The organism is Lysobacter concretionis Ko07 = DSM 16239 (genome assembly GCF_000768345.1).
In the GTDB taxonomy this organism is placed as follows: Bacteria; Pseudomonadota; Gammaproteobacteria; order Xanthomonadales; family Xanthomonadaceae; genus Novilysobacter; species Novilysobacter concretionis.
Window position 1 is genome coordinate 58641 of the sequence record NZ_AVPS01000005.1, and the last position, 20907, is coordinate 79547.

Genomic DNA, 20907 nt, shown 5'->3' on the forward strand with positions numbered 1-20907 from the left:
ATCCACCATCGCGCCGGGGCTATGACGTACAGGTGAAAGAACGGATGGCCGGCCTTCAACCCAGCCAGACACGGACGTGATGCTCGACGCCATCATCGACCAGGGGAATCAGCGCCGCGGCATCGTCCGCCGGAACGGCAAGGCTTGCGCCATCGAGTTCGGCCCGGATCACGCCACGGCCTGCGCCATCCGGTTTGCCGACTTGCCCGTTGTCGACTTGCCCGTTATCGATCGGCCCGCTACCGATTTGCCCGCTAATGATTTGAACCAGATAGCGCGAAGTGTGGTGGCGATAGACGAGGCTGAAACCGGGCCATGTGGTTGGAATGCAGGGATCGATCCGCAACCGGTCGCCGCGCAGGTGGAAACCCAGCAATGCCTCGATCCCGGCGCGATACAGCCAGCCGGCCGACCCGGTGTACCAGGTCCAGCCACCGCGCCCCGCCAGTTTGTCTACCGAATAGACATCGGCGCACGACACATAGGGCTCGACCTTGAAGTGATCGGCCCCGGACCCCGTGCTGGTATGCAGGACCGGATTGAAGATGTCGAACAGCTCCGCGGCCTTGTCGCCGTTGCCCAGCCGCGCCCAGGCGAAGATCGACCAGAGCGAGCCGTGGGTGTACTGGCCGCCGTTCTCGCGGACGCCGGGCGGATAGCTCCTGATGTAGCCCGGGTCGTGCGCGGTGTGCTCGAACGGTGGCGTGAACAGCATCGCGACCCTGTGTCTGCGATCCACCAGCTGGGTGTCCACCGCCGCCATGGCGTTGGCCGCGCGGGCCGGATCGGCGGCGCCCGACATCAGGCTCCACGACTGCGCGATCGCGTCGATCCGGCATTCGGCGTTGAGCGCGGAACCCAGCGGCGTGCCGTCGTCGTAGTAGGCGCGCCGGTACCATGCCCCGTCCCAGCCGGCATCTTCCACCGCCGATCCGACGGTGCCGGCGAAGGTTTGCCAGCGCGCCACGCGCGCATGGTCGGCGCGGGCTTCGGCGATGGGCGAGAAGCGGGCAATGGTGTCCAGCAGCAGCCAGGCGAGCCACACGCTTTCGCCCTTGCCCTGCTCGCCCACCCGGTTCATGCCGTCGTTCCAGTCGCCTGTGCCCATCAACGGAAGACCGTGCGGTCCGAGCGAAAGGCTGCAATCGATCGCCCGCGCGCAATGTTCGTACAGGCTGCCGTGCTGGTCGGCATCCGACGGGGTGAAGAACGCGTCGTGCTCGCCATCCTTCAACAACGGACCATCGAGGAACGGCACTACCGCATCCAGCACACCGGCATCGCCGCTGACGGCGAGGTAGTGCAGCGCGACATACGGCAGCCAGACCCGGTCGTCGCTCATGCGGGTACGGATGCCCTGCCCCGACGGCGGCAGCCACCAGTGCTGCACATCGCCTTCGACGAACTGCCGTCCCGCCGCGCGCAGCAGGTGCTCGCGGGCGATATCCGGTCGCGCCACGCACAGCGCCATCACGTCCTGCAACTGGTCGCGGAAGCCATAGGCGCCGCTGGACTGGTAGTAGGCGGCGCGCGCCCACATGCGACACGACAGGGTCTGATACAGCAGCCAGCCGTTGAGCAGCACGTCCATCGCCGGGTTGGGCGTGTGCACCTGCAGCACGTCCAGAACGCCGTTCCAGAGTGCGTGGACGTCGCGCAACACCTCGTCGATATCGATGTGGCGGTAGGTGTCGAGCAATGTCTGTGCCTCCGCGTCGGACGCGGCGTCGCCCAGCAGGAACAGCACGTCCGCCGAGGCATCCGGGGCGAGGTCGATCTGCGTCTGCAACGCGGCGCAGGGGTCGCGACCGGCGCCCGTCCAACCCGAGAGCGGGGCGGCGTCCAGCAGCGCTGCCGGGCGTTCGACGGCGCCGAGGACGCCGAGGAACTCGGTGCGGTCGGCGGTGACCGACATCGCTGCGCCTCCCAGACCAGCGAAGGCGACACGGTCGCCGAACTCCGGCCGCCAGCGGTTCTGTGCGAACACGGCGCCGGTCGATGGATCCTGGCGGGTGACGACGTACGGCCCGGGCACCGTGCCATTGGCACCCAGCGCCCATTGAACATACGCGGTGACTGACAGGCGTCGTGGACGCGCGGACCGGTTGTGCAGCCGAAGTCGCGACAGCTTGATCGAGTCGGTCATCGGCACGCATTGCAGCAGTTCGACACCGACGCCGTGCGCCTCGTGCGAATACCGCGTCCATCCCCGCCCATGGCGCGTGGTGTAACGCGCGGTGGGCACACGGATCGGCAACGCGGTCGCGCTCCACAACTCGCCGCTGTCGTTGTCGCGCAGGTAGAGCACTTCGCACGGCGCGTCGCTGACCGGGTCGTTGGGCCACGGTGTCAGCGGGTTCTGCTGGCTGTTGAGCGAAAACGTATGCCCGCCGCCCTCGGCCGTCGCAATGAAGCCGAACCCGGGATTGGCGACCACGTTACTCCATGGCATCGGCGTGCAGCGCGAGCCATCCAGGCGGATGACGTAGGTATCGTCAGCCGCCGAAAATCCGCCGATGCCGTTGTCGAACTCGAGGGCTTCGTGCAGGGCGTGGGTCGTGGCTGCCGCGGCTTCCTTCGCATCCGGGCCTGGTACGGCCCCAGGCTCCCGCGTCTGCCCCGATATCCCGAACCGGTCGGCATGGGCAACGCGCATCGCCAGGCCGCCGGTCGCCTCATCCAGCACGATGCGGGCGGCCATCGCCAGGCCATCGCGCAACGCGTCGTCCATGCTGTCGCTGCGCAGGACGAATACGCCTGCATCTGTTGCGCTGATGCCGGTCTGGTCGGCGATCTCCGCGCCATGAAGCGCGTCGGTCTGGGCGGATGCCAGAGCGGTCAGTTGCGCGTGCAGCGCTTCGGCATCGGTGCCCGCGGCATCGTTCAGCAGCACCGTGTCGATGCCCAGTCGCAGCGATTGCCAGTAGCGTTGTGCGCGCAGCAATTCATGGACGTGTTCCAGCCCGTCGAGGCTGGCGATGTGCAGCAGCACGATCGGCCGGTCACCGGAAATGCCGCAGCCCCACAGCACCGGCGCACCCCCGCTGCCACGTTGCAACTGTTCGGCCGGCGCGCGCCACGCGGCATCGGCATAAAACAACGGGGCCAGCAGCCGGTTGCACCGCTCGGCCGCGGCATCGCCCAGCTCGAACTGTGCCCGTCGTGCCAGGGAGCAATCCGCGGACCTGGCGAAGACGTCCTCGCAGGCTTCCGCTCCATCGACGCCGTGGGCGAGCGCCAGGACCTGCTCGCGCGTCGTGGCAACGCAGGTCCAGAAAGCGATTCGCACACTGGCGCCCGGCGCAATGCGAACGCGTCGACGCAGACTGAAGATGGGATCCAGCACGTCACCGATGGCGCCGGACAACAGGTCGCCGTTTTCCATCGCCACGGCGTTGCGCAGTGTCCGTCCCCGACCGAGGAATCGCGCGCGGTCGGTCTCGTATTCCGCCGTGTGATCCTCCTGCCCTTCCACCAGCGCGACATGGGCGGCCCAGATTTGCGGCTCCTCCGGCGCACGCCGGCGTCGCGTGGCCAGCAGTACGCCGCCCTGCTCCACCCATTCGGTCTTCACGAACATCTTGGAAAACGCCGGATGCGCCGCGTCGCTTGCCGCCGAAGCCAGGACCAGCTCGGCATAGGACGTCAGTTCGATGACGTGTTGGAGGTGGCCGTGGTTGCTGATCGTGAGATGACGCAACTCGGCATCGCAATCCGCTGCGATCGCCACGGTCAGGCGGGTTTCCAATGTGCCGTCGTGGCGGGCACTGGAAAAAAGTCCGTCCGTGGCCGTTGCCAGATAGCTGTCGGGCTCACCGCCATGGGGCTGTCTGCCCGCCGACCAGACCGCACCGCTGTCGGCATCGCGCAGCAGGATGTGGCTGCCCCAGGCATCGCAGGTCGGGTCTTCGCGCCAGCGGGTGATTGCCAGTCCCAGCCACTGGCTCTGGCCTGATCCGGCATCGGTCAGCATGGCGGTGTAGCGGCCGTTGGACAGCAGGTGTGCGCGCGATACGGCGCGTGGCTGCGGCGGTGGTGATGGCATGGGCATGCCGGCCTCCAGTGGGCAGGTGGCTGCACGGCGGGTGGGAGTGGCCTGGCGTCCATGCGGGGTCTGGAAAGCAACGGTGTAGACGACTGACAGCACCCGCGTTGCCGGTCCGATCCTACGCCGCGGCCGTGACGCGGCCTTTAACAACATCTGGCTACCCTACCTGTTCCTGCAGGGACTCCCGCAGGAAACCCTGGAACCCCGGCCAAGGAAAAAAAAGCATGACGCAAGTGATGGTTATGTGGTTCAAGGCCGCGGCCGACATCGCCGGCGGCGCGGTGTAGGCATGGATAGCGCCGCCACCGACGAGGTGCTGCTGGATCAATTGCAGCGGGCGGCATTCGGGTACTTTCTGCAGGCCTTCAACCCGGCCAACGGGTTGGTCGCCGACACCAGCCGGGCGAACTCGCCCTGCAGCATCGCCGTGGTCGGGTTCGCCCTGTCGGCCTATCCAATCGCGGTGGAACGCGGCTGGATCGAACGCGACGAAGCCGTCCGTCGCGTGTTGGCATCGCTGCGGTTCTTCCACGACAGCGACCAGAGCGGCAGTGCGACGGCGACCGGCTACAAGGGGCTGTATTACCACTTCCTCGACATGCACACCGGCGCGCGCGTGTGGCGCTCGGAGTTGTCGACGATCGACTCGGCGCTGCTGATCGCCGGCGCGCTGACGGCGCGGTGCTATTTCGATGCCGACATCGCCGAGGAGGCCGAATTGCGGAAACTCGCCGACGTGCTGTATCGACGTGTGGACTGGCATTGGGCCAGTGATGGCAAGCCCACCATCCGTCAGGGCTGGAAGCCCGAATGCGGGTTTCTGCATTACGGCTGGGATGGCTACGACGAGGGCATCATTCTCTATGTGCTGGCATCCGGCTCGCCGACCCACCCGATCGACAACTCGCATTACGAGGCGTGGACGGCGACCTACCAGTGGGAGAACCTGTACGGGCACGACTTCCTCTATGCGGGTCCGTTGTTCGTGCATCAGTTCTCGCATGCGTGGATCGATTTCCGCGGCATCCAGGACCGCTTCATGCGCGAGAAGGATTGTGATTATTTCGAGAACAGCCGACGCGCCATCGCCGTCCAGCGCGAGTACGCATGGCGCAACCCGCACGAATTCAGCGGCTACGACGAAAACTGCTGGGGTCTGACCGCCTGCGACGGCCCCGGCGAGGAGCTTCCTGGCCGCGCCCAGAACCTCGGCCGTCTGTACGGCTACGCCGCGCGCGGCGTGCCATACGGCCCCGACGACGGCACGCTCAGCGGCTGGGCGGCACTGGGCTCGTTGCCTTTCGAGCCGGAGATCGCCATGGCCGCGGTGCACAATATGCTGGCGCGATACCCGACGATGTTGACGGAGCGGCAGTTCGCCAGCGGCTTCAACCCGCGCTGTGGCGATGCGGACGGCGCCCCGTGGGTATCGAGCGGCCACTTCGGACTGGATCAGGGGCTGGTCGTGATGATGATCGAAAACCACCGCTCCGGATTGCCCTGGCGGCTCATGCGCGGCTGTGAGTACGTCCGCGCCGGCCTGCATCGTGCCGGTTATGGCGGCGGGTGGTTGTCATGAGAATGCCGCCATGAGTCCGACAACCCCCAACCCGCCACCACCGTCCACGGCTCCGGCCGATGTCTACGAGCGCGAACGCCTGGCCAACCTGCGGCCGCCGCAATGGATCAATCCGACCCCTGCCCCGCTTTACGACCTGGTGGTCATCGGCGCCGGTACTGCCGGACTGACGGCGGCGAGCATGGCCGCCGGACTGGGGGCAAAAGTGGCCCTGGTGGAATCCGGCCTGCTGGGTGGCAATTGCCTGAACACCGGTTGCGTGCCGTCCAAGGCGGTCATCCGCACATCGCGCCTGGTCGCGGAGATGCGCAACGCGGCGAAGTACGGCGCGCAGGCACCCACCGATGTCGTGGTCGACTTTGCCGCGGTGATGCGGCGCATGCGCGACATCCGCGCCCGCATCAGTCGCGGCGATTCGGCACGGCGGCTCTCCGCACAGGGCGTGAGCGTGTTCTTCGGACAGGGGCGTTTCAGCGCGGCGGATGCGTTGACGGTGGCCGGTGCGAACCTGCGTTTCAGGAAGGCGCTGGTCGCCACCGGCGCCCGACCGCGCATACCGCAGATTCCCGGCCTGGCCGAAGCCGGCTACCTGACCAACGAATCCGCCTTCGACGTGACCGAACTGCCACGCCGGCTGCTGGTGGTCGGCGGTGGCCCGCTGGGTTGCGAGATGGCGCAGGCGTTCTGCCGCTTCGGCGCACAGACGACCATCGTGCAGCACTGGCCGTTGTTCCTGCCCAAGGAAGAGCGCGACGCCGCGCAGCTCCTGGCCAACGCGCTGGCGCGGGACGGGCTGGAAGTGCGGCTCAATACCCGTGTGGTCAATATCCGGGTGGAAGGCGGCAACAAGATCGCCGAACTGATCAGCGACGATTACGAAAGCACGGTGGAGGTCGATGCCATCCTGACCGGCGCGGGCCGGGTTCCCAATGTCGAAGGATTGGATCTGGAAACCGCCGGGATCGAGTACGACTCCCAACGCGGCGTCCATGTCGATGACTTCCTGCAGACCAGCAATCCGCGCATCTACGCCGCCGGCGATGTCTGCCTGGAGCACAAGTTCAGCGATACCGCCGACGCGTCGGCCCGCATCGTGGTCAACAACGCCCTGCTGGACGGCAGCGAGCGGCTGAGCGGATTGACGATTCCCTGGTGCACCTACACCGACCCCGAGATCGCCCACGTCGGGCTGTACGTGCGCCAGGCGCGCGAGCGCGGTATTCCGGTGCACACCTTCACCGTGCCGATGCACGATGTCGACCGGGCGATTGCCGACGACGAGGAAGTGGGCTTCGTGAAGATCCACGTCCGCGACGGCAGCGACGAGATCCTCGGCGCGACCATCGTTGCCCGCCACGCTGGCGAGATGATCAGCGAGATCACCCTGGCGATCGTCGCCGGCATCGGCCTGGGCACGCTGTCGCGCGTCATCCATGCCTACCCCACGCAGGCCGAGGCCATCCGCAAAGCGGCCGATGCCTACATCCGCAGCCTGCCCTCGCCCACTGCGCCGTCCCGCCTGCGACGATGGTTGTCATGACGTGTCGTCGCACTACAAACCAAAGGAGAGTGAGATGAAACTCGGCATGATCGGTCTGGGCCGCATGGGAGCCAACATGGCCCGGCGGCTGATGCGTGGTGGCCACGCGATTGTCGGCTTCGATCCGCAGGCGGAGGCCCGCCAGGCGCTGGCCGAGGACGGTGCGCAGACGGTGGACTCGCTGGCCGCACTGGTCGCCAGCCTGCCGGCGCCGCGCACCGTGTGGATGATGGTGCCGGCCGGCGCGATCACCGAAGACACCGTCACCGCCCTGTCACCACTGCTGCAGGCCGGCGACACGCTCGTCGATGGCGGCAATGCCAATTACAAGGACACGTTGCGTCGTGCCGAAAAGCTGGCATCACAGCAGGTGCACTACATCGACTGCGGCACCAGCGGCGGCGTGTGGGGGCTGGCGGAGGGCTTCAGCCTGATGATCGGCGGCGATGAGGCGGCGGTGGAGCGGTTGAGACCGGTATTCGAAACGCTCGCCCCGGCGAAGGACCGGGGCTGGGGCCGCGTCGGCCCGGCCGGCGCCGGCCACTTCACCAAGATGGTCCACAACGGCATCGAGTACGGAATGATGCAGGCCTACGCGGAAGGGTTTTCCATCCTGCAGCACAAGCAGGCGTTCGCGCTGGACCTGCACCAGGTCGCCGACATCTGGCGCAGCGGCAGCGTCGTGCGTTCGTGGCTGCTGGACCTGACCGCGCTGGCGCTGGAAAAGAACCCGTCGATGGACGGCATCGCGCCCTACGTGGAGGACTCCGGCGAAGGCCGCTGGACTGTGGCCGAAGCCATCGACCTGGATGTGTCCGCGCCGGTCATCACCCTGGCGCTGCTGGAACGCCTGCGTTCGCGCGACGCGGATTCGTATTCGGACAAGCTGCTGGCGGCGATGCGCAACCAGTTCGGCGGCCACGCGATGAAGAAGGAATGAGCAGCTCGTCTCTACCGCCCGTAGAGGCGGAGGCCGTGACAGAAGCCGGCCGCGTCCGCTGGCATCGCGTCGATGGCAGCGCGGCGCTCCAGGCCGAAGCGGCCCGCTGGATTCTGGCCGCCGCCACGCGGGCGATCGCCGCTCGGGGCCGTTTCAACCTGGTGCTGGCCGGCGGCAATACGCCGCGGGGTGTGTATGCGCGGCTGCGCGACGCGGGCGCCGACTGGCCGCGCTGGCACCTCTGGTTCGGCGATGAGCGCTGCCTGCCTGCGGACCATCCCGATCGCAACAGCGTCATGGCGCATGACGCCTGGCTGGCGCACGTGCCGATTCCGGCGCAGCAGATCCATGTCATCCCGGCCGAGCAAGGTGCCGATGCCGGGGCAGCCGGCTATGCGCGGATGCTGGCTGCCCTGCCCGCAGGCGACTTCGGCCAATTCGACCTGGTGCTGCTCGGCCTGGGGGAGGACGGGCATACCGCCAGCCTTTTTCCCGGTCAGGATTGGGGCGTCGAAGCGCATTCGCCCGACGCACTGGGCGTGCACGATGCCCCAAAGCCGCCGCCGGAACGTGTCTCGCTCAGCGCCGCGCGACTGGGCCGCACGCGCGAGGCGCTGTTCCTGGTCGATGGCGAAAGCAAGCGCGACGCCGTGAGCCAGTGGCGGGCCGGCGACAATATCCCCGCACGCGCGATACGCCCTCCCGCCGGCGTCGATGTGCTGGTGGAGGCGTCGCTGTTGAAGGACTCCACATGAGGCGGGTGGTTCTCCGGCTTCGACTCTCCGCAGGGCAATCACGGACCAGTCGCGCATCCATCACGCGAGGCTCAGCCGCACTGCCAAAGCCAGCAAGGTCACGAGCAGCACCGGAAGCGTCAGGACGATGCCGACCCTGAAGTAATAGCCCCAGCCGATCCGGATGTTCTTGCGGGCCAGCACGTGCAGCCAGAGCAGCGTGGCCAGGCTGCCGATCGGGGTGAATTTCGGACCCAGGTCGCTGCCGATGACGTTGGCGTAGATCATCGCCTCGCGCACGGTTCCCTCGGCCTGGCTGGCGTCGATGGAAAGCGCGCCGACCAGCACCGTCGGCATGTTGTTCATGATCGACGACAGGAACGCCGTCAGCAGGCCGGTCCCGATCGTCGCTCCCCACAAGCCGTAACCGGCGAAAACATCCAGCAGCCTGGCCAGATGGTCCGTCAGTCCCTGGTTGCGCAGGCCGTAGACCACCAGGTACATGCCGAGCGAGAACACCACGATCTGCCACGGCGCTTCCCGTACGACCTTGCGGGTCGATATCGTGTGTCCGCGTGCCGCCACACCCAGCAGGACCAGCGCCCCGGCCCCTGCCACCACGCTGATCGGCACGCCGATCCGGTCCAGACCGAAAAACCCGACCAGCAACAACGCCAGCACCGCCCAGCCCGCATTGAAGGTGGTGCGGTCGACGATGGCCGAACGCGGATCCTGCAACTGCGCAACGTCATAGCTGCCCGGGATGTCGCGACGGAAAAACCACAGCAGCATGCCCAGCGTCGCTGCGACCGAGACCAGGTTGACCGGCATCATGACCGAGGCATATTCGGCAAAGCCGATGCCGAAGTAATCCACCGAGACGATGTTGACCAGGTTGGAAACGACCAGCGGCAGACTGGCGGTGTCGGCCACAAATCCGGCCGCCATCACGAAGGCCAGCGTGGCGGCCTGACTGAACCTGAGCGCCAGCAGCATGGCGATGACGATCGGCGTCAGGATCAGCGCCGCGCCGTCGTTGGCAAACAACGCCGCCACGGCCGCACCGAGCAACACGAGAAAGGTGAACAGCCGGCGCCCGCCGCCGTTGCCCCAGCGCGCCACGTGCAGCGCCGCCCACTCGAAGAATCCGGCCTCATCCAGCAACAGGCTGATGATGATCACCGCGATGAAGGTGAAGGTGGCGTTCCAGACAAAGCCCCAGACCGTCGGGATGTCCCCGATATCCACCACGCCGGTCAGCAATGCCAATGCGGCGCCGAGCATGGCGCTCCAGCCGACCCCGAGGCCTTTCGGCTGCCAGATGACCAGGACGATGGTGGCGATGAAGATCAGCAGTGCAACCAGCACGGGTCAGTCCTTGCCCACTTTCTGCGCACCCTTGCCGGACGTGTCGGACGCAGGAAGGCATTGACTCCGATCGCCGTCGCAGCAGTTGTCGGTAAGGAACCCGATCAGGCCGTTCATGGCATCGAAGTCGGCCCGGTAGCAGATGTAGCGGCCACGGGGCTCACCCTGGATCAGCCCCGCCGCGGCGAGTTCCTTGAGGTGAAACGACAAGGTTGCGCCGGGCAGCGACAGCGCCTCGGCGATCTCCCCGGGCATGCGTCCCTCCGGACCGGCTTCGACCAGCAGGCGAAAGACCGAGAGCCGGGTCGCCTGCCCGAGGGCGGCAAGCGCGATGGTTGCGTCATTCAATTCCATGTTTTTAGAATACTGGAATCAACTCGAACGAGACAACCACCATGACGATTGCCATGGACGCCACGATCTATCACAACCCCGCCTGCGGCACCTCGCGCAACACGCTGGCGCTGATCCGTCACGCCGGGATCGAGCCCACCGTCATCGAGTACCTGCGTGAGCCGCCTTCGCGCGATCGCCTGGTCGAGTTGATCGCAGCCGCAGGCCTGGGCGTGCGTGATGCCATGCGGAAGAAAGGTACGCCCTACGAAGCCCTCGGACTGGACGATCCGACCCTGTCGGACGACCAGTTGCTCGATGCGATGCTGGCGGAGCCGGTCCTGATCAACCGGCCGTTTGTGGTCACCTCGTCGGGTACGCGCCTGTGCCGGCCGTCGGAGGTGGTGCTCGACATTCTGCCGACGATCACCCGTCCATTCGCCAAGGAGGACGGCGAGCTGGTCATCGACGAGAGCGGGCACCGCGTCCGATAACAGAAACCCAGGTGCCCAGCTCACTTCCCCCGGCGCCTGCGGTCGAGCCGGGACCAGTAGGGAAACTCGTCCTCGTAGACCTCGGTGTCCACTTCCATGACGCGCGCCGTCGGGCCGCGCTGCGACCGCCGCGGCTGCCATTGCGGTATTGCCGGCAAGCGAAAATGTCCCCTTCAGGACTGCGGGCAGACGCGGTTGCGGCCCCCCCGCTTGGCGCTGTACAGGGCGGCGTCGGCAGCGGCCATCAGGCCACCGCGGGTGGCGCATTCCGGCGACAGCGCGCCGATGCCGATGCTGATGGTGACCTGTCGCGGCTCATCGCCGAGCATGAATACGGTGTCGGCCACCGCCATGCGCAGGCGGTCGGCAAACCCATAGGCGGTGCTGACATCGCACTCCGGCAACAGGATTGCGAATTCCTCGCCGCCGATACGCGCGGCGAGATCTTCGTGGCGCACGTCTGCGCGTATCAGGGTGGCGATGCGTCGCAACACGGTGTCCCCGGCGATGTGCCCGTAGCGGTCGTTGACGGGCTTGAACAGGTCCACATCGACGATGCACAGCGTCAGCGGGCGACCGTGGCGCGTGGCGCGCGCGATCTCCTTGTCCAGCACTTCACTGAAGTGACGGCGGTTGTACAGATCGGTCAGCGCATCGTGGGTGGCGAGCTGGTAAAGCTCCTCGTGGTACTGCGCCTCCACGCTGCTGTGGCTGATGAACTTGAGAATGTTTTCGCCGACGGCGATGTGGTCGCCATCGGCCAGTTCCACCTCGCCGATGGGCCGGTTGTTGACCCGCGTGGTGTTGGTCGCATCCAGATCGCGCACCCGATAGGTATTGCCCTCCCGCCACACCTTGCATTGGGTGCGGGACACGCTCCGGTGCGCAAGGAAAAGATCGGCTTCCGGCGAGCGCCCGACCAGGATCGGCGTGGTGTCGACGTCCGCGCGTTGGCCGACACCTTCGCCATGGATCACCACCACGCAAGCCGACCCGTCAACCGGCTGGCTCGGTCCGGGACTGGGCCGGGTCCGTTGGGTGATCTCGGGATTGTCGGGAACCGGGGCCATCTGGCGAGTGTAGTCATAACTGTGATGGGGTTCCGTTTTCCGGTCTCCGTTACGGGGAGGTGTCCGATGGAAAGGGCCGCGGCATGTGGAACTTCATCCTCATCGCATGAATGCCCGCCGCGACCTGCGTGGGTACACTGACGGGCCGCAATCCTGCCTGGCCACGGCCCACGTCCGCATGCGAAATCCCCTGCAAGATCAGTTGCTCAAGGCCGGTCTGGTCAAGAAGAGCAAGGTCGCCCAAGTGGTGCGTGAGCAGACGCGGCAGCGCCACGCCAAGACCCCTAAGGCACCGACGGACGAGCAGCTGGATGCACAGCGGCTGCTGGCCGAACGGGCGGAACGCGATCGCGCGCTGGCTGCGGAGCGCAACGCGCAGGCACGCATCAACGAGGAGCGTGCGCAGGTTCGCCAGATCGTCGAGGCGCACAAGGTCAAGCGCGAGGGCGAGATTGCCTACGGGTTCGACGACGGCGGCAAGATCCGCAACGTGCTGGTCAATGAACTGCTGCGGGCCCAGCTGGCCAAGGGCGTGCTGGTGATAGCGCGCCACGGCGATGGCTACGAACTGGTACCGCGTGCCGCAGCGGAAAAGATCCGCAGCCGCGATGCGACGGCCATCGTGCTCGACCACGGCGGCCCGGAAGCCTCCAGCGGCAACGCCGAGGACGACGAGTACTACCGGCAATTCCAGGTGCCCGACGACCTGATCTGGTAACCCCAATCAGCGTTGCAGGGCCAGAGCGCGCTGGCAGACGTTGTCCACCGTGAAGCCGTAGTGTTCGGCGATGACCTTCGCCGGCGCGGAAGCACCAAAGCGCTCCACGCCCAGCACGTCGCCGCCATCGCCGACGTAGCGGCACCAGCCTTGCGGGCTGCCCGCCTCCACCGCCAGCCGCGCGTGTACGTCCGGCGGCAACACCGACTCGCGGTACACGCGTGGTTGCGCCTCGAACAGATCCCAGCTCGGCATCGACACGCAGCGCACGGCAATGCCCTGCCCGCGCAAGCGGTCGGCCGCCTCGACAATCAACGCCACTTCCGAACCGCTGGCGATGAGGATCAACGCCGGCTTGCCGTCGGCTGCATCGCTCAGGACATAGGCACCTCGACGCAGTCCGTCGGCCGGGGCGAAGCGGCGGCGATCCAGCGTCGGCACGTCCTGCCGGCTCAGCACCAGCAACACCGGACGCGCACGGGTTTCCAGTGCGACCTGCCATGCCACGGCGGTCTCGTTGGCATCGGCCGGACGGATCACGCTGAGCCCGGGAATCGCCCGCAGGCCGGCCAGCTGCTCGACCGGCTGGTGGGTCGGGCCGTCCTCGCCCAGCAGGATGCTGTCGTGGGTGAATACGTGGATGACGTGCAGCCCCATCAGCGCCGCCAGCCGGATCGGTGGGCGCATGTAGTCGGAGAAAATCAGGAAGGTCGCGCCATACGGAATGACACCGCCGTGTGCGGCCATGCCGTTGGCGATCGCGCCCATCGCGTGTTCGCGCACGCCGAAATGCAGGTTGCGTCCGGCGTGGCTCCAGCCGCCGCCATCGGAGCCCTGCACGTCCTCGCCGGGAACCACGGGCGGGTTGAAGTCGCCCATGCCCTTGAGTGCGGTCTTGGTCGAGGGGTCCAGATCGGCCGAGCCGCCCGTCAGTGCGGGCAATTTCGGCGCGATCGCGTTCATGACCTTGCCGCCGGCCGCGCGGGTCGCCATCCCCTTGGCATCGGCCGGGAACGACGGGATATCCGCATCCCAACCTGCCGGCAGTTCGGCGCGCAGGCGGCCCTGCAGTTCGGCGGCCAGATCGGGGAAGGCCAGCGCGTAGGCATCCATGCGGCGATGCCATGCGGCCTCGTCGCGCGCGCCGCGTTCAATCGCCTGGCGCATGTGCGCCGATGCGTCCTCGGGGATCAGGAAGGCCGGCTCGGTCGGCCAACCCAGGCGCTGCTTGGTCAGGCGCACCTCGTCCACGCCCAGCGGTGAGCCGTGCGCCTCGAAAGTGTCTTGCTTGTTCGGCGAGCCGAACCCGATATGCGTGCGGATGAGGACCAGCGATGGCCGGCGGGTCTCGGCACGCGCGGCTTTGAGGGCGGTGTCGATCGCCTCGACGTCATTGCCGTCGGCGACGGACAGCGTGTGCCAGCCATAAGCGTCGAAGCGCGCGGCGCGGTCTTCGGTGAACGCGATGTCGGTACCGGCGGACAGGGTCACCCGGTTGTCGTCGTACAGGCAGATCAGCTTGCCCAGTTGCAGGTGCCCGGCCAGCGACGCTGCCTCGGAGGCGACGCCCTCCATCAGATCGCCGTCGCTGACGATGGCCCAGGTGTGGTGGTCGATGATCGCGTGGCCGGGCCGGTTGTAGCGTGCCGCCAGTTGCGCCTCGGCGATCGCCATGCCGACCGCGTTGCCGAAGCCCTGCCCCAGCGGCCCGGTGGTGACCTCCACGCCCGGCGTGTGTCCGCGCTCGGGATGCCCGGGCGCCTTGCTGCCCCACTGGCGGAAGTGCCGGATGTCATCCAGCGACAGCTCGTAACCGCTCAGGTGCAGCAGGCTGTACAGCAACGCCGAGCCATGCCCGGCCGACAGCACGAAGCGGTCGCGATCAACCCACTCGGGATTGCGCGGGTTGGCCTTCAGCCAGCGGTTCCACAACACGTAGGCCATCGGCGCGGCACCCAACGGCAAACCGGGGTGCCCGCTGTCGGCCTGCTGCACCATGTCCACGGACAGGAAGCGCAGGGTGTTGATGCACAGCTGATCGAGTTGGGCGGACATGACGACTCCTCACGGGACGGCCCCCACAGGAACGGACCCCGCACCTGCCAGCGCGACATCCACGATGGACTGGGCTTCCTGGAGGAGGCGGTGCAGGTGGGCCTCGTCGCGGAAGCTCTCCGCGTAGATCTTGTAGATGTCCTCGGTGCCCGATGGCCTTGCGGCAAACCAGCCGCTTTTCGCGGTGACCTTGATGCCGCCGATCGGCGCGTCATTGCCGGGCGCCTTGTCGAGCACGCTCTCCATAGACTCCCCCGCCAGTTGCGTCTGCGTGATCTGGGCCGGTGACAGTCGCGCCAACGCCTGCTTCTGCGGCTTGCTGGCCGGCGCTTCGACGCGATCAGACCACGCCTCGCCGTAGCGTTCGCACAACTGCTGGTACGCGACGCCGGGGTCGTGACCGCTGCGGGCGGTGATCTCGGCCGCCAGCAGCGACGGCGCGATGCCGTCCTTGTCGGTCGTCCAGACCCCGCCATCACGGCGCAGGAACGCCGCGCCGGCGCTTTCCTCGCCGCCAAACCCCAGCGAGCCGTCGAACAGGCCATCGACGAACCACTTGAACCCGACCGGCACCTCGCACAACGGCCGCCCGAGGCCGGCAGCGACGCGGTCGATCATCGCGCTGCTGACCACGGTCTTGCCGATCGCGGCCTGCGCGCTCCATTGCGGGCGATGCCGGAACAGGTAGTCGATCGCGACACTGAGGTAGTGGTTGGTTGGCAGCAGGCCGGCGCTGGGGGTGACGATGCCGTGGCGGTCGTGGTCGGTGTCGCAGGCAAACGCGATGTCGTAGCGGTCCTTCATGCCGATCAGGCGCCGCATCGCGTAGCTCGACGAGGGATCCATGCGGATCCGGCCGTCCCAGTCCAGGGTCATGAAACCGAACTGCGGATCGACCTGTTCGCTGACGACATCCAGATCGATTCTGTAGTGCTCGGCGATACGCGCCCAGTAATGCACACCGGCCCCGCCCAGCGGATCGACCCCCAGGCGCAGGCCGGCGCTGCGGATCAGGTCGAAGTCGATCACGTTGCCGAGGTCGGCGACGTAGGCAGTGAGGTAGTCGTGGTCGCGGGCGGATTTTGCCCCGCCATCTGTTGCGACCCGACGTACGTCCTTCAGGCCGCTGGCCAGCAACCGGTTGGCGCGGTCCTGCACCCAGCCCGTGACGCCGGTATCGGCCGGGCCGCCGTTGGGCGGGTTGTATTTGAACCCGCCATCGGCCGGCGGGTTGTGGGACGGCGTGATCACGATGCCGTCGGCCAGCCCGCTTGTGCGTCCGCGGTTGTGGCACAGGATCGCGTGCGAGATGGCCGGTGTCGGTGTGTATTCACCGCCCTGCGAGCGCCGGACATCCACGCCGTTGGCGGCCAGCACCTCAAATGCGGTCTCCTGTGCCGGTGCCGACAACGCATGCGTATCGATGCCGATGAACAGGGGACCATCGATGCCCTGCCCGCTGCGGTAGGTGCAGATCGCCTGGGTGATGGCGAGGATGTGGTCCTCGTTGAAACTGCCGTCGAGCGAGGAGCCGCGGTGCCCGGACGTGCCGAACGAGACCCGCTGCGCGGGATCCTGCGGGTCGGGCTTCGTCTGCGAGTAGGCATCCAGCAGCCTGCCGATGTCCACCAGGTCGCCGGCTTGTGCCGGCATCCCCGCGCGCGGATCGATCCGTGTGCTCATCGGCGCGGCGTCCTGGTCTTGCGGTAGCGGCGGATCAGGGTATTGGTGGAACTGTCGTGGGCGAGGTCCGGCTCGTTCGCGCCGGTCAGTTCGTTCGCGGTCCTGATCGCCAGCTGCTTGCCCAGTTCGACACCCCACTGGTCGAAGGAATCGATGTTCCAGACCGTTCCCTGCACGAACACGCTGTGCTCGTACAGCGCGACCAGCGCTCCCAATGCGTGCGGCGTGAGGCGCTCGGCAAGGATCGTGTTGCTGGGCCGGTTGCCTTCGAACAGACGGTGCGGCACCAGACGCGCCGGCGTTCCTTCCGCCTCGACCTGGGCGACGGTCTTGCCGAATGCCAGCGCCTCGCTTTGGGCGAACAGGTTGGCCATCAGCAGGTCGTGCTGGTCGGCGGCTTCATCCGCGCCGTCGCCACGCACCGGCAACGGATTGAGCGGCTGGCAGAAGCCGATGAAATCGCAGGGCACCAGCCGCGTGCCCTGGTGGATCAGCTGGTAGAACGAGTGTTGGCCGTTGGTGCCCGGCTCGCCCCAGTAGATCGGGCCGGTCTGGTAATCCACCGGTTTGCCGTCGCCGGTGACGTGTTTGCCATTGCTCTCCATCGTCAGCTGCTGCAGGTAGGCGGGAAAGCGCGTGAGGTATTGCGCGTACGGCAGCACCGCGACCGTGTCCGCGCCGAGGAAGTTGTTGTTCCAGATCGCCAGCAGGCCCATCAGTACCGGCAGGTTGCGTTCCAGCGGCGCACTGCGGAAGTGCTCGTCCATGGCATGGAAGCCGGCCAGCATCGCGTGGAAATGTTCCGCGCCGATCGCCAGCATCGTTGACAGGCCGATCGCCGAATCCATCGAGTAGCGCCCACCGACCCAGTCCCAGAACCCGAACATGTTCGCGGTGTCGATGCCGAACTTCGCCACGCCTTCAGCGTTGGTGGACACCGCGACAAAGTGCCGGGCAATGGCGGCCTCATCGCCCAGCGACTGCAGACACCACGCCCGCGCGGCATGGGCGTTGGTCAGGGTCTCCAGCGTGGTGAAGGTCTTGGAGCAGACCACGAACAGGGTCTCGGCAGGGTCCAGTCTCCGCGTGGTCTCGATAAAGTCGGTGCCATCGATGTTGGAAACGAACCGGACATCAATGTCGCGCTGGCTGTAATCACGCAGCGCCTCGTAGGCCATCACGGGGCCGAGGTCCGAACCGCCGATACCGATGTTGACGACGTGCCGGATCGCCTTGCCGCTGTGTCCTTTCCACTCGCCGCTGCGGACCTGGTCGGTAAAGGCGGCCATGCGGTCCAGCACCGCATGCACGTCGGGGACAACGTTATGGCCATCGACGTTCATCCTGCTTCCAGCGGGTGCGCGCAAGGCGACGTGCAATGCGGCGCGCTGCTCGGTGGCGTTGACTTTCTCGCCGTTGAACATCGCATCGCGGCGCTCGCGCAGGCCGCAGGCCTTCGCCAGGTCGAACAACAGCCGCAGGGTTTCGTCGTCGATCCGGTTCTTGGAGAAATCCAGATACAGGCCGGCGGCCTCGGCTGTCATACGCTCGCCACGCCGCGCATCTTCGGCAAACAGCTCGCGCAGGTGGCGGGGTTTCATCGCGACCAGATGTTGTTGCAGCGCCAGCCATTGCGGGCGCGTGGTGAGCCTGGCGGTCGGAGCCGATTGATCCGGAGCGAGTTGATCCGCCATCACGCTTCGCCCGCTCCGGCCAGTGCCTCGCCGCGGGAGGCGATGGTGTGCAGCAGTTCCTGCCACGAAGTGACGAAGGCCTTCGCGCCATCGACCTGCAACTGCGTCGCCAAGGCTGCGAGGTCGATGCCGGCCTGCACGAACTTCGCCAGCACCGCCTCGGCGTCGCCACCGTCCTCGGCCATCGGCCCGCGCAGGACGCCGTGGTCGACAAACGCGTACAGGGTTTTCACGGGGATGGTGTCGATCGTGTCCGGCGCCGCCAGCGCTTCGACATACAGCGTGTCGGAGGCGTCCGGGTCCTTGGTGCCGGTGCTCGCCCACAGCAGGCGCTGCGGCAATGCGCCCTGCGCGGCGAGTCCGCGCCAGCGTTCGGAAGCCAGCATTTCGCGGTACGCGCGATAGGTGCGCCGGGCCACGGCGATGCCGAGCGTGTTGTGCAGGTCGGCCGGCACCTTGTCCGCCACGGCCCGGTCCCAGCGACTGACGAACAGCGATGCGACCGATGCCACCTGCGGCGACAGCCCGGCGGCGATGCGGCGCTCGATGCCGCGCATGTAGGCGTCGGCGACCGCGCGGTACTGCTCGGTCGAGAACAGCAGGGTCACGTTGATCGGCACCCCGTCGAAGATCGACTCCTCGATGGCCGGAACGCCTTCGGGCGTACCGGGAATCTTGACGTACAGGTTGGGCCGGTCTGCCTGGTCAAAGATCTGCCGCGCCGCGGCAATGCTGCCGGCGGTGTCGGCGGCCAGCAGCGGCGAGACTTCCATCGACACCCAGCCATCCACGCCATCGGTGGCGACGAACACGGGATGGAACAGGTCGGCGGCGCGGCGCAGGTCTTCCAGCGCGAGCTCCATGAACAAGCTTTCGCCCGACTGCCCGGCCCGCGTCTTGGCGCGGATGCCGTCGTCGTAGGTATCGCCGTGGCCGATGGCCTCGTTGAAGATGCTCGGGTTGGAAGTCAGACCGGTGATCGAAAAATCCCGGATGTACCCGGCCAGCGTGCCGTCGTCGAGCATCGCGCGGGAGATGTTGTCCAGCCAGAGGCTCTGGCCGAGGTCGTGAAGCTGCTTTGTCGTGCTCATGTGTCCTCCGGGGTGCTCCGTCAGGACCAATGGTAGAGGCTCGCCGTGGCGGCGGGTGCGGATTGAGGTGCCGGCTGAACAGGTTCGACGGGTCCGCGCGTCAGCATGGATGACTGGTTTCGGGCACGGGGTCGTGCCATCCCTCGCTGCCGCTCACGAGGTTTGCCGCGGCCGGAGGACCCCAGCTGCCGGGCTCATAGATCGTGATGGGTGCTACGTGACCGGCATGCGAACCTGCCAGCGCCGGCTCGACCACGCGCCAGGCTTCCTCCACGGAATCGTCGCGGGTGAACAGTGAAGTGTCACCGCGGATCGCATCGCCAAGCAGCTGCTCATACGGCGACTTGCCGCCGTCCGGGCTGCTGCGTGCGATCAGCTCGACCCGCTCGCCCTGCATCTTCTCGCCGACCTTCTTGACCCGCGCGCCGGCGGAGATCACCACCTCGGGGCTGAGGCGGAAGCGGAAATAGTTCGACTTCGCCGCCGAAATATCGTCGAAGATCGACAGCGCCGGGCGCTTGAGATCGACCACGACCTGGGTGCTGGTGATCGGCAGGCGCTTCCCGGCGCGGATGTAGAACGGCACGCCGGCCCAGCGCCAGGTGTCGATATGCAGGCGCAGGGCGGCGAAAGTCTCGACCTGCGAGTCGGCGGCGACGCCCGGCTCATCGCGGTATCCGCGGAACTGCCCGCGCACGACGTGCTTCACGTCGAGCGGCCGGATGGCGCGGAACAGGCGCAGCTTCTCGGCGCGCAGGGAGTCAGGATCACTGCCGGCCGGTGCATCCATCGCCAGCAAGGCGATGACCTGCAGCAGGTGGTTCTGCACCACGTCGCGGATCGCGCCGACTTCCTCGTAGAAGCTGCCACGGCCCTGCACGCCGAAGCTCTCGGCCATGGTGATCTGCACGCTGGCGACGTAGGTGCGGTTCCAGACCGGCTCCAGGAAGGTGTTGGCGAAGCGGAAATACAGCAGGTTGCGTACCGCTTCCTTGCCCAGGTAGTGGTCGATGCGGAACACCGCGGATTCGGGAAACACCTGGTGCAGTTCGCGGTTCAGTGCCTGCGCGGAAGCCAGGTCGCGACCGAACGGCTTTTCGACGATCACCCTCGCGCCGTCGTTGCAGCCCGCGGCCGCCAGCCCCTGCACCACCGTGCCGAACATGCTGGGCGGAATCGCCAGGTAATGGATCGGCCGCGATGCGCCGTCCAGGCCCTGTTTCAAGCGCTCGTAGGTGGCAGGGTCGTTGTAGTCGCCGTCGATGTACTGCAGTTGCGCCGACAAGCGGGCGAATGCGTCCGCATCCACGCCGCCGTTGTCGCGCAGGCTGTCGTGGGCGCGCTCGCGCAACCGGTCCAGCGACCAGCCGCCGCGCGACATCCCGATCAACGGCATGTCGAGCTCACCGCGTTTGATCATCCCCTGCAGCGCCGGAAAGATCTTCTTGTAGGCCAGGTCTCCGGTCGCACCGAAGAACACGAAAGCGTCTGAACTCGGTATCGCCATCTCGGCTCATCTCCGGCCATCAGGGTGCCCGACAGTGTGCCGGCGGACGCGTG

Annotated in this window: 15 protein-coding genes; 6 read left to right on the forward strand and 9 right to left on the reverse strand. The window is 67.0% G+C overall.

Going from position 1 to position 20907, the window contains the following annotated elements; genetic code table 11:
• Positions 1–55: 55 nt before the first annotated feature.
• Complete coding sequence (locus N792_RS06715; RefSeq protein WP_224743935.1) at positions 56–4051, reverse strand: GH36-type glycosyl hydrolase domain-containing protein; 3996 nt, start codon at positions 4049–4051, stop codon at positions 56–58.
• 286 nt (positions 4052–4337) lie between these two features.
• Between N792_RS06715 and N792_RS06720 the strand changes: the two genes are divergently transcribed.
• Genes N792_RS06720 through pgl form a run of 4 tightly spaced genes read left to right on the forward strand, consistent with a single transcriptional unit; the run spans position 4338 to position 8862 of the window.
• On the forward strand, positions 4338–5627 hold the full coding sequence (locus tag N792_RS06720; RefSeq protein WP_036193696.1) for a glucoamylase family protein: 1290 nt from the start codon (positions 4338–4340) through the stop codon (positions 5625–5627).
• Between the two features lie 10 nt (positions 5628–5637).
• A complete protein-coding gene (locus N792_RS06725) occupies positions 5638–7167 on the forward strand; it encodes a mercuric reductase (RefSeq protein WP_036193697.1) in 1530 nt (509 codons plus the stop codon).
• A 34-nt stretch (positions 7168–7201) separates the two neighbouring features.
• A complete protein-coding gene (gene gnd / locus N792_RS06730; RefSeq protein ID WP_036193698.1) occupies positions 7202–8107 on the forward strand; it encodes a phosphogluconate dehydrogenase (NAD(+)-dependent, decarboxylating) in 906 nt (301 codons plus the stop codon).
• A complete protein-coding gene (gene pgl / locus N792_RS06735; protein WP_052103591.1) occupies positions 8104–8862 on the forward strand; it encodes a 6-phosphogluconolactonase in 759 nt (252 codons plus the stop codon). Before gnd ends, pgl begins: the two co-directional genes overlap by 4 nt.
• A 60-nt stretch (positions 8863–8922) precedes the next feature.
• On the opposite strand, the gene N792_RS06740 is transcribed toward pgl, so the two are convergent.
• Positions 8923–10209, reverse strand: coding sequence for an arsenic transporter (locus N792_RS06740; protein ID WP_036193701.1), 1287 nt, complete (start codon positions 10207–10209; stop codon positions 8923–8925).
• A 3-nt stretch (positions 10210–10212) separates the two neighbouring features.
• Complete coding sequence (locus N792_RS06745) at positions 10213–10563, reverse strand: ArsR/SmtB family transcription factor (protein WP_052103593.1); 351 nt, start codon at positions 10561–10563, stop codon at positions 10213–10215.
• Positions 10564–10616: 53 nt separating this feature from the next.
• On the opposite strand from N792_RS06745, the gene arsC reads away from it, so the two are divergent.
• Positions 10617–11036, forward strand: coding sequence for an arsenate reductase (glutaredoxin) (gene arsC / locus N792_RS06750; protein ID WP_036193704.1), 420 nt, complete (start codon positions 10617–10619; stop codon positions 11034–11036).
• A gap of 173 nt (positions 11037–11209) precedes the next feature.
• Here arsC and N792_RS06755 read toward each other — a convergent pair whose 3' ends face one another.
• A complete protein-coding gene (locus N792_RS06755) occupies positions 11210–12106 on the reverse strand; it encodes a GGDEF domain-containing protein (protein WP_084105496.1) in 897 nt (298 codons plus the stop codon).
• 178 nt (positions 12107–12284) lie between these two features.
• Here N792_RS06755 and N792_RS06760 point away from each other — a divergent pair, with 178 nt between their 5' ends.
• Positions 12285–12824, forward strand: a complete 540-nt coding sequence (locus N792_RS06760) for a DUF2058 domain-containing protein (RefSeq protein WP_036193954.1) — start codon at positions 12285–12287, stop codon at positions 12822–12824.
• A 6-nt stretch (positions 12825–12830) separates the two neighbouring features.
• Here the strand turns inward: N792_RS06760 and tkt are convergent, their stop codons facing one another.
• The 5 genes from tkt to zwf all read right to left on the reverse strand — a co-directional run bounded on the left by tkt (position 12831) and on the right by zwf (position 20854).
• Positions 12831–14879 carry a transketolase gene (gene tkt, locus N792_RS06765; RefSeq protein WP_036193706.1) on the reverse strand — a complete coding sequence of 683 codons (2049 nt, stop codon included), beginning with the start codon at positions 14877–14879 and terminating at the stop codon, positions 12831–12833.
• A gap of 9 nt (positions 14880–14888) precedes the next feature.
• A complete protein-coding gene (pgm, locus tag N792_RS06770; protein ID WP_036193709.1) occupies positions 14889–16562 on the reverse strand; it encodes a phosphoglucomutase (alpha-D-glucose-1,6-bisphosphate-dependent) in 1674 nt (557 codons plus the stop codon).
• Positions 16559–18256: a glucose-6-phosphate isomerase gene (pgi, locus tag N792_RS06775; protein ID WP_036193711.1), complete on the reverse strand. Its 1698-nt coding sequence runs from the start codon at positions 18254–18256 to the stop codon at positions 16559–16561. The genes pgm and pgi overlap by 4 nt, the downstream gene beginning before the upstream one ends.
• The gene (gene tal, locus N792_RS06780) at positions 18256–19347 is read right to left on the reverse strand and encodes a transaldolase (RefSeq protein ID WP_036193715.1); all 1092 of its coding nucleotides are present in this window, start codon (positions 19345–19347) and stop codon (positions 18256–18258) included. The genes pgi and tal overlap by 1 nt, the downstream gene beginning before the upstream one ends.
• 100 nt (positions 19348–19447) lie before the next feature.
• Positions 19448–20854, reverse strand: a complete 1407-nt coding sequence (gene zwf, locus N792_RS06785; RefSeq protein ID WP_036193716.1) for a glucose-6-phosphate dehydrogenase — start codon at positions 20852–20854, stop codon at positions 19448–19450.
• Positions 20855–20907 lie beyond the last annotated feature (53 nt).

Coding starts and splice junctions, on each gene's coding strand:
- N792_RS06715 (WP_224743935.1), bottom strand. CDS start 4,051: ATGCCCATGCCATCACCACCGCCGCAGCCACGCGCCGTATCGCGCGCA.
- N792_RS06720 (WP_036193696.1), top strand. CDS start 4,338: ATGGATAGCGCCGCCACCGACGAGGTGCTGCTGGATCAATTGCAGCGG.
- N792_RS06725 (WP_036193697.1), top strand. CDS start 5,638: ATGAGTCCGACAACCCCCAACCCGCCACCACCGTCCACGGCTCCGGCC.
- gnd (WP_036193698.1), top strand. CDS start 7,202: ATGAAACTCGGCATGATCGGTCTGGGCCGCATGGGAGCCAACATGGCC.
- pgl (WP_052103591.1), top strand. CDS start 8,104: ATGAGCAGCTCGTCTCTACCGCCCGTAGAGGCGGAGGCCGTGACAGAA.
- N792_RS06745 (WP_052103593.1), bottom strand. CDS start 10,563: ATGGAATTGAATGACGCAACCATCGCGCTTGCCGCCCTCGGGCAGGCG.
- arsC (WP_036193704.1), top strand. CDS start 10,617: ATGGACGCCACGATCTATCACAACCCCGCCTGCGGCACCTCGCGCAAC.
- N792_RS06755 (WP_084105496.1), bottom strand. CDS start 12,106: ATGGCCCCGGTTCCCGACAATCCCGAGATCACCCAACGGACCCGGCCC.
- N792_RS06760 (WP_036193954.1), top strand. CDS start 12,285: ATGCGAAATCCCCTGCAAGATCAGTTGCTCAAGGCCGGTCTGGTCAAG.
- tkt (WP_036193706.1), bottom strand. CDS start 14,879: ATGTCCGCCCAACTCGATCAGCTGTGCATCAACACCCTGCGCTTCCTG.
- pgm (WP_036193709.1), bottom strand. CDS start 16,562: ATGAGCACACGGATCGATCCGCGCGCGGGGATGCCGGCACAAGCCGGC.
- pgi (WP_036193711.1), bottom strand. CDS start 18,256: ATGGCGGATCAACTCGCTCCGGATCAATCGGCTCCGACCGCCAGGCTC.
- tal (WP_036193715.1), bottom strand. CDS start 19,347: ATGAGCACGACAAAGCAGCTTCACGACCTCGGCCAGAGCCTCTGGCTG.
- zwf (WP_036193716.1), bottom strand. CDS start 20,854: ATGGCGATACCGAGTTCAGACGCTTTCGTGTTCTTCGGTGCGACCGGA.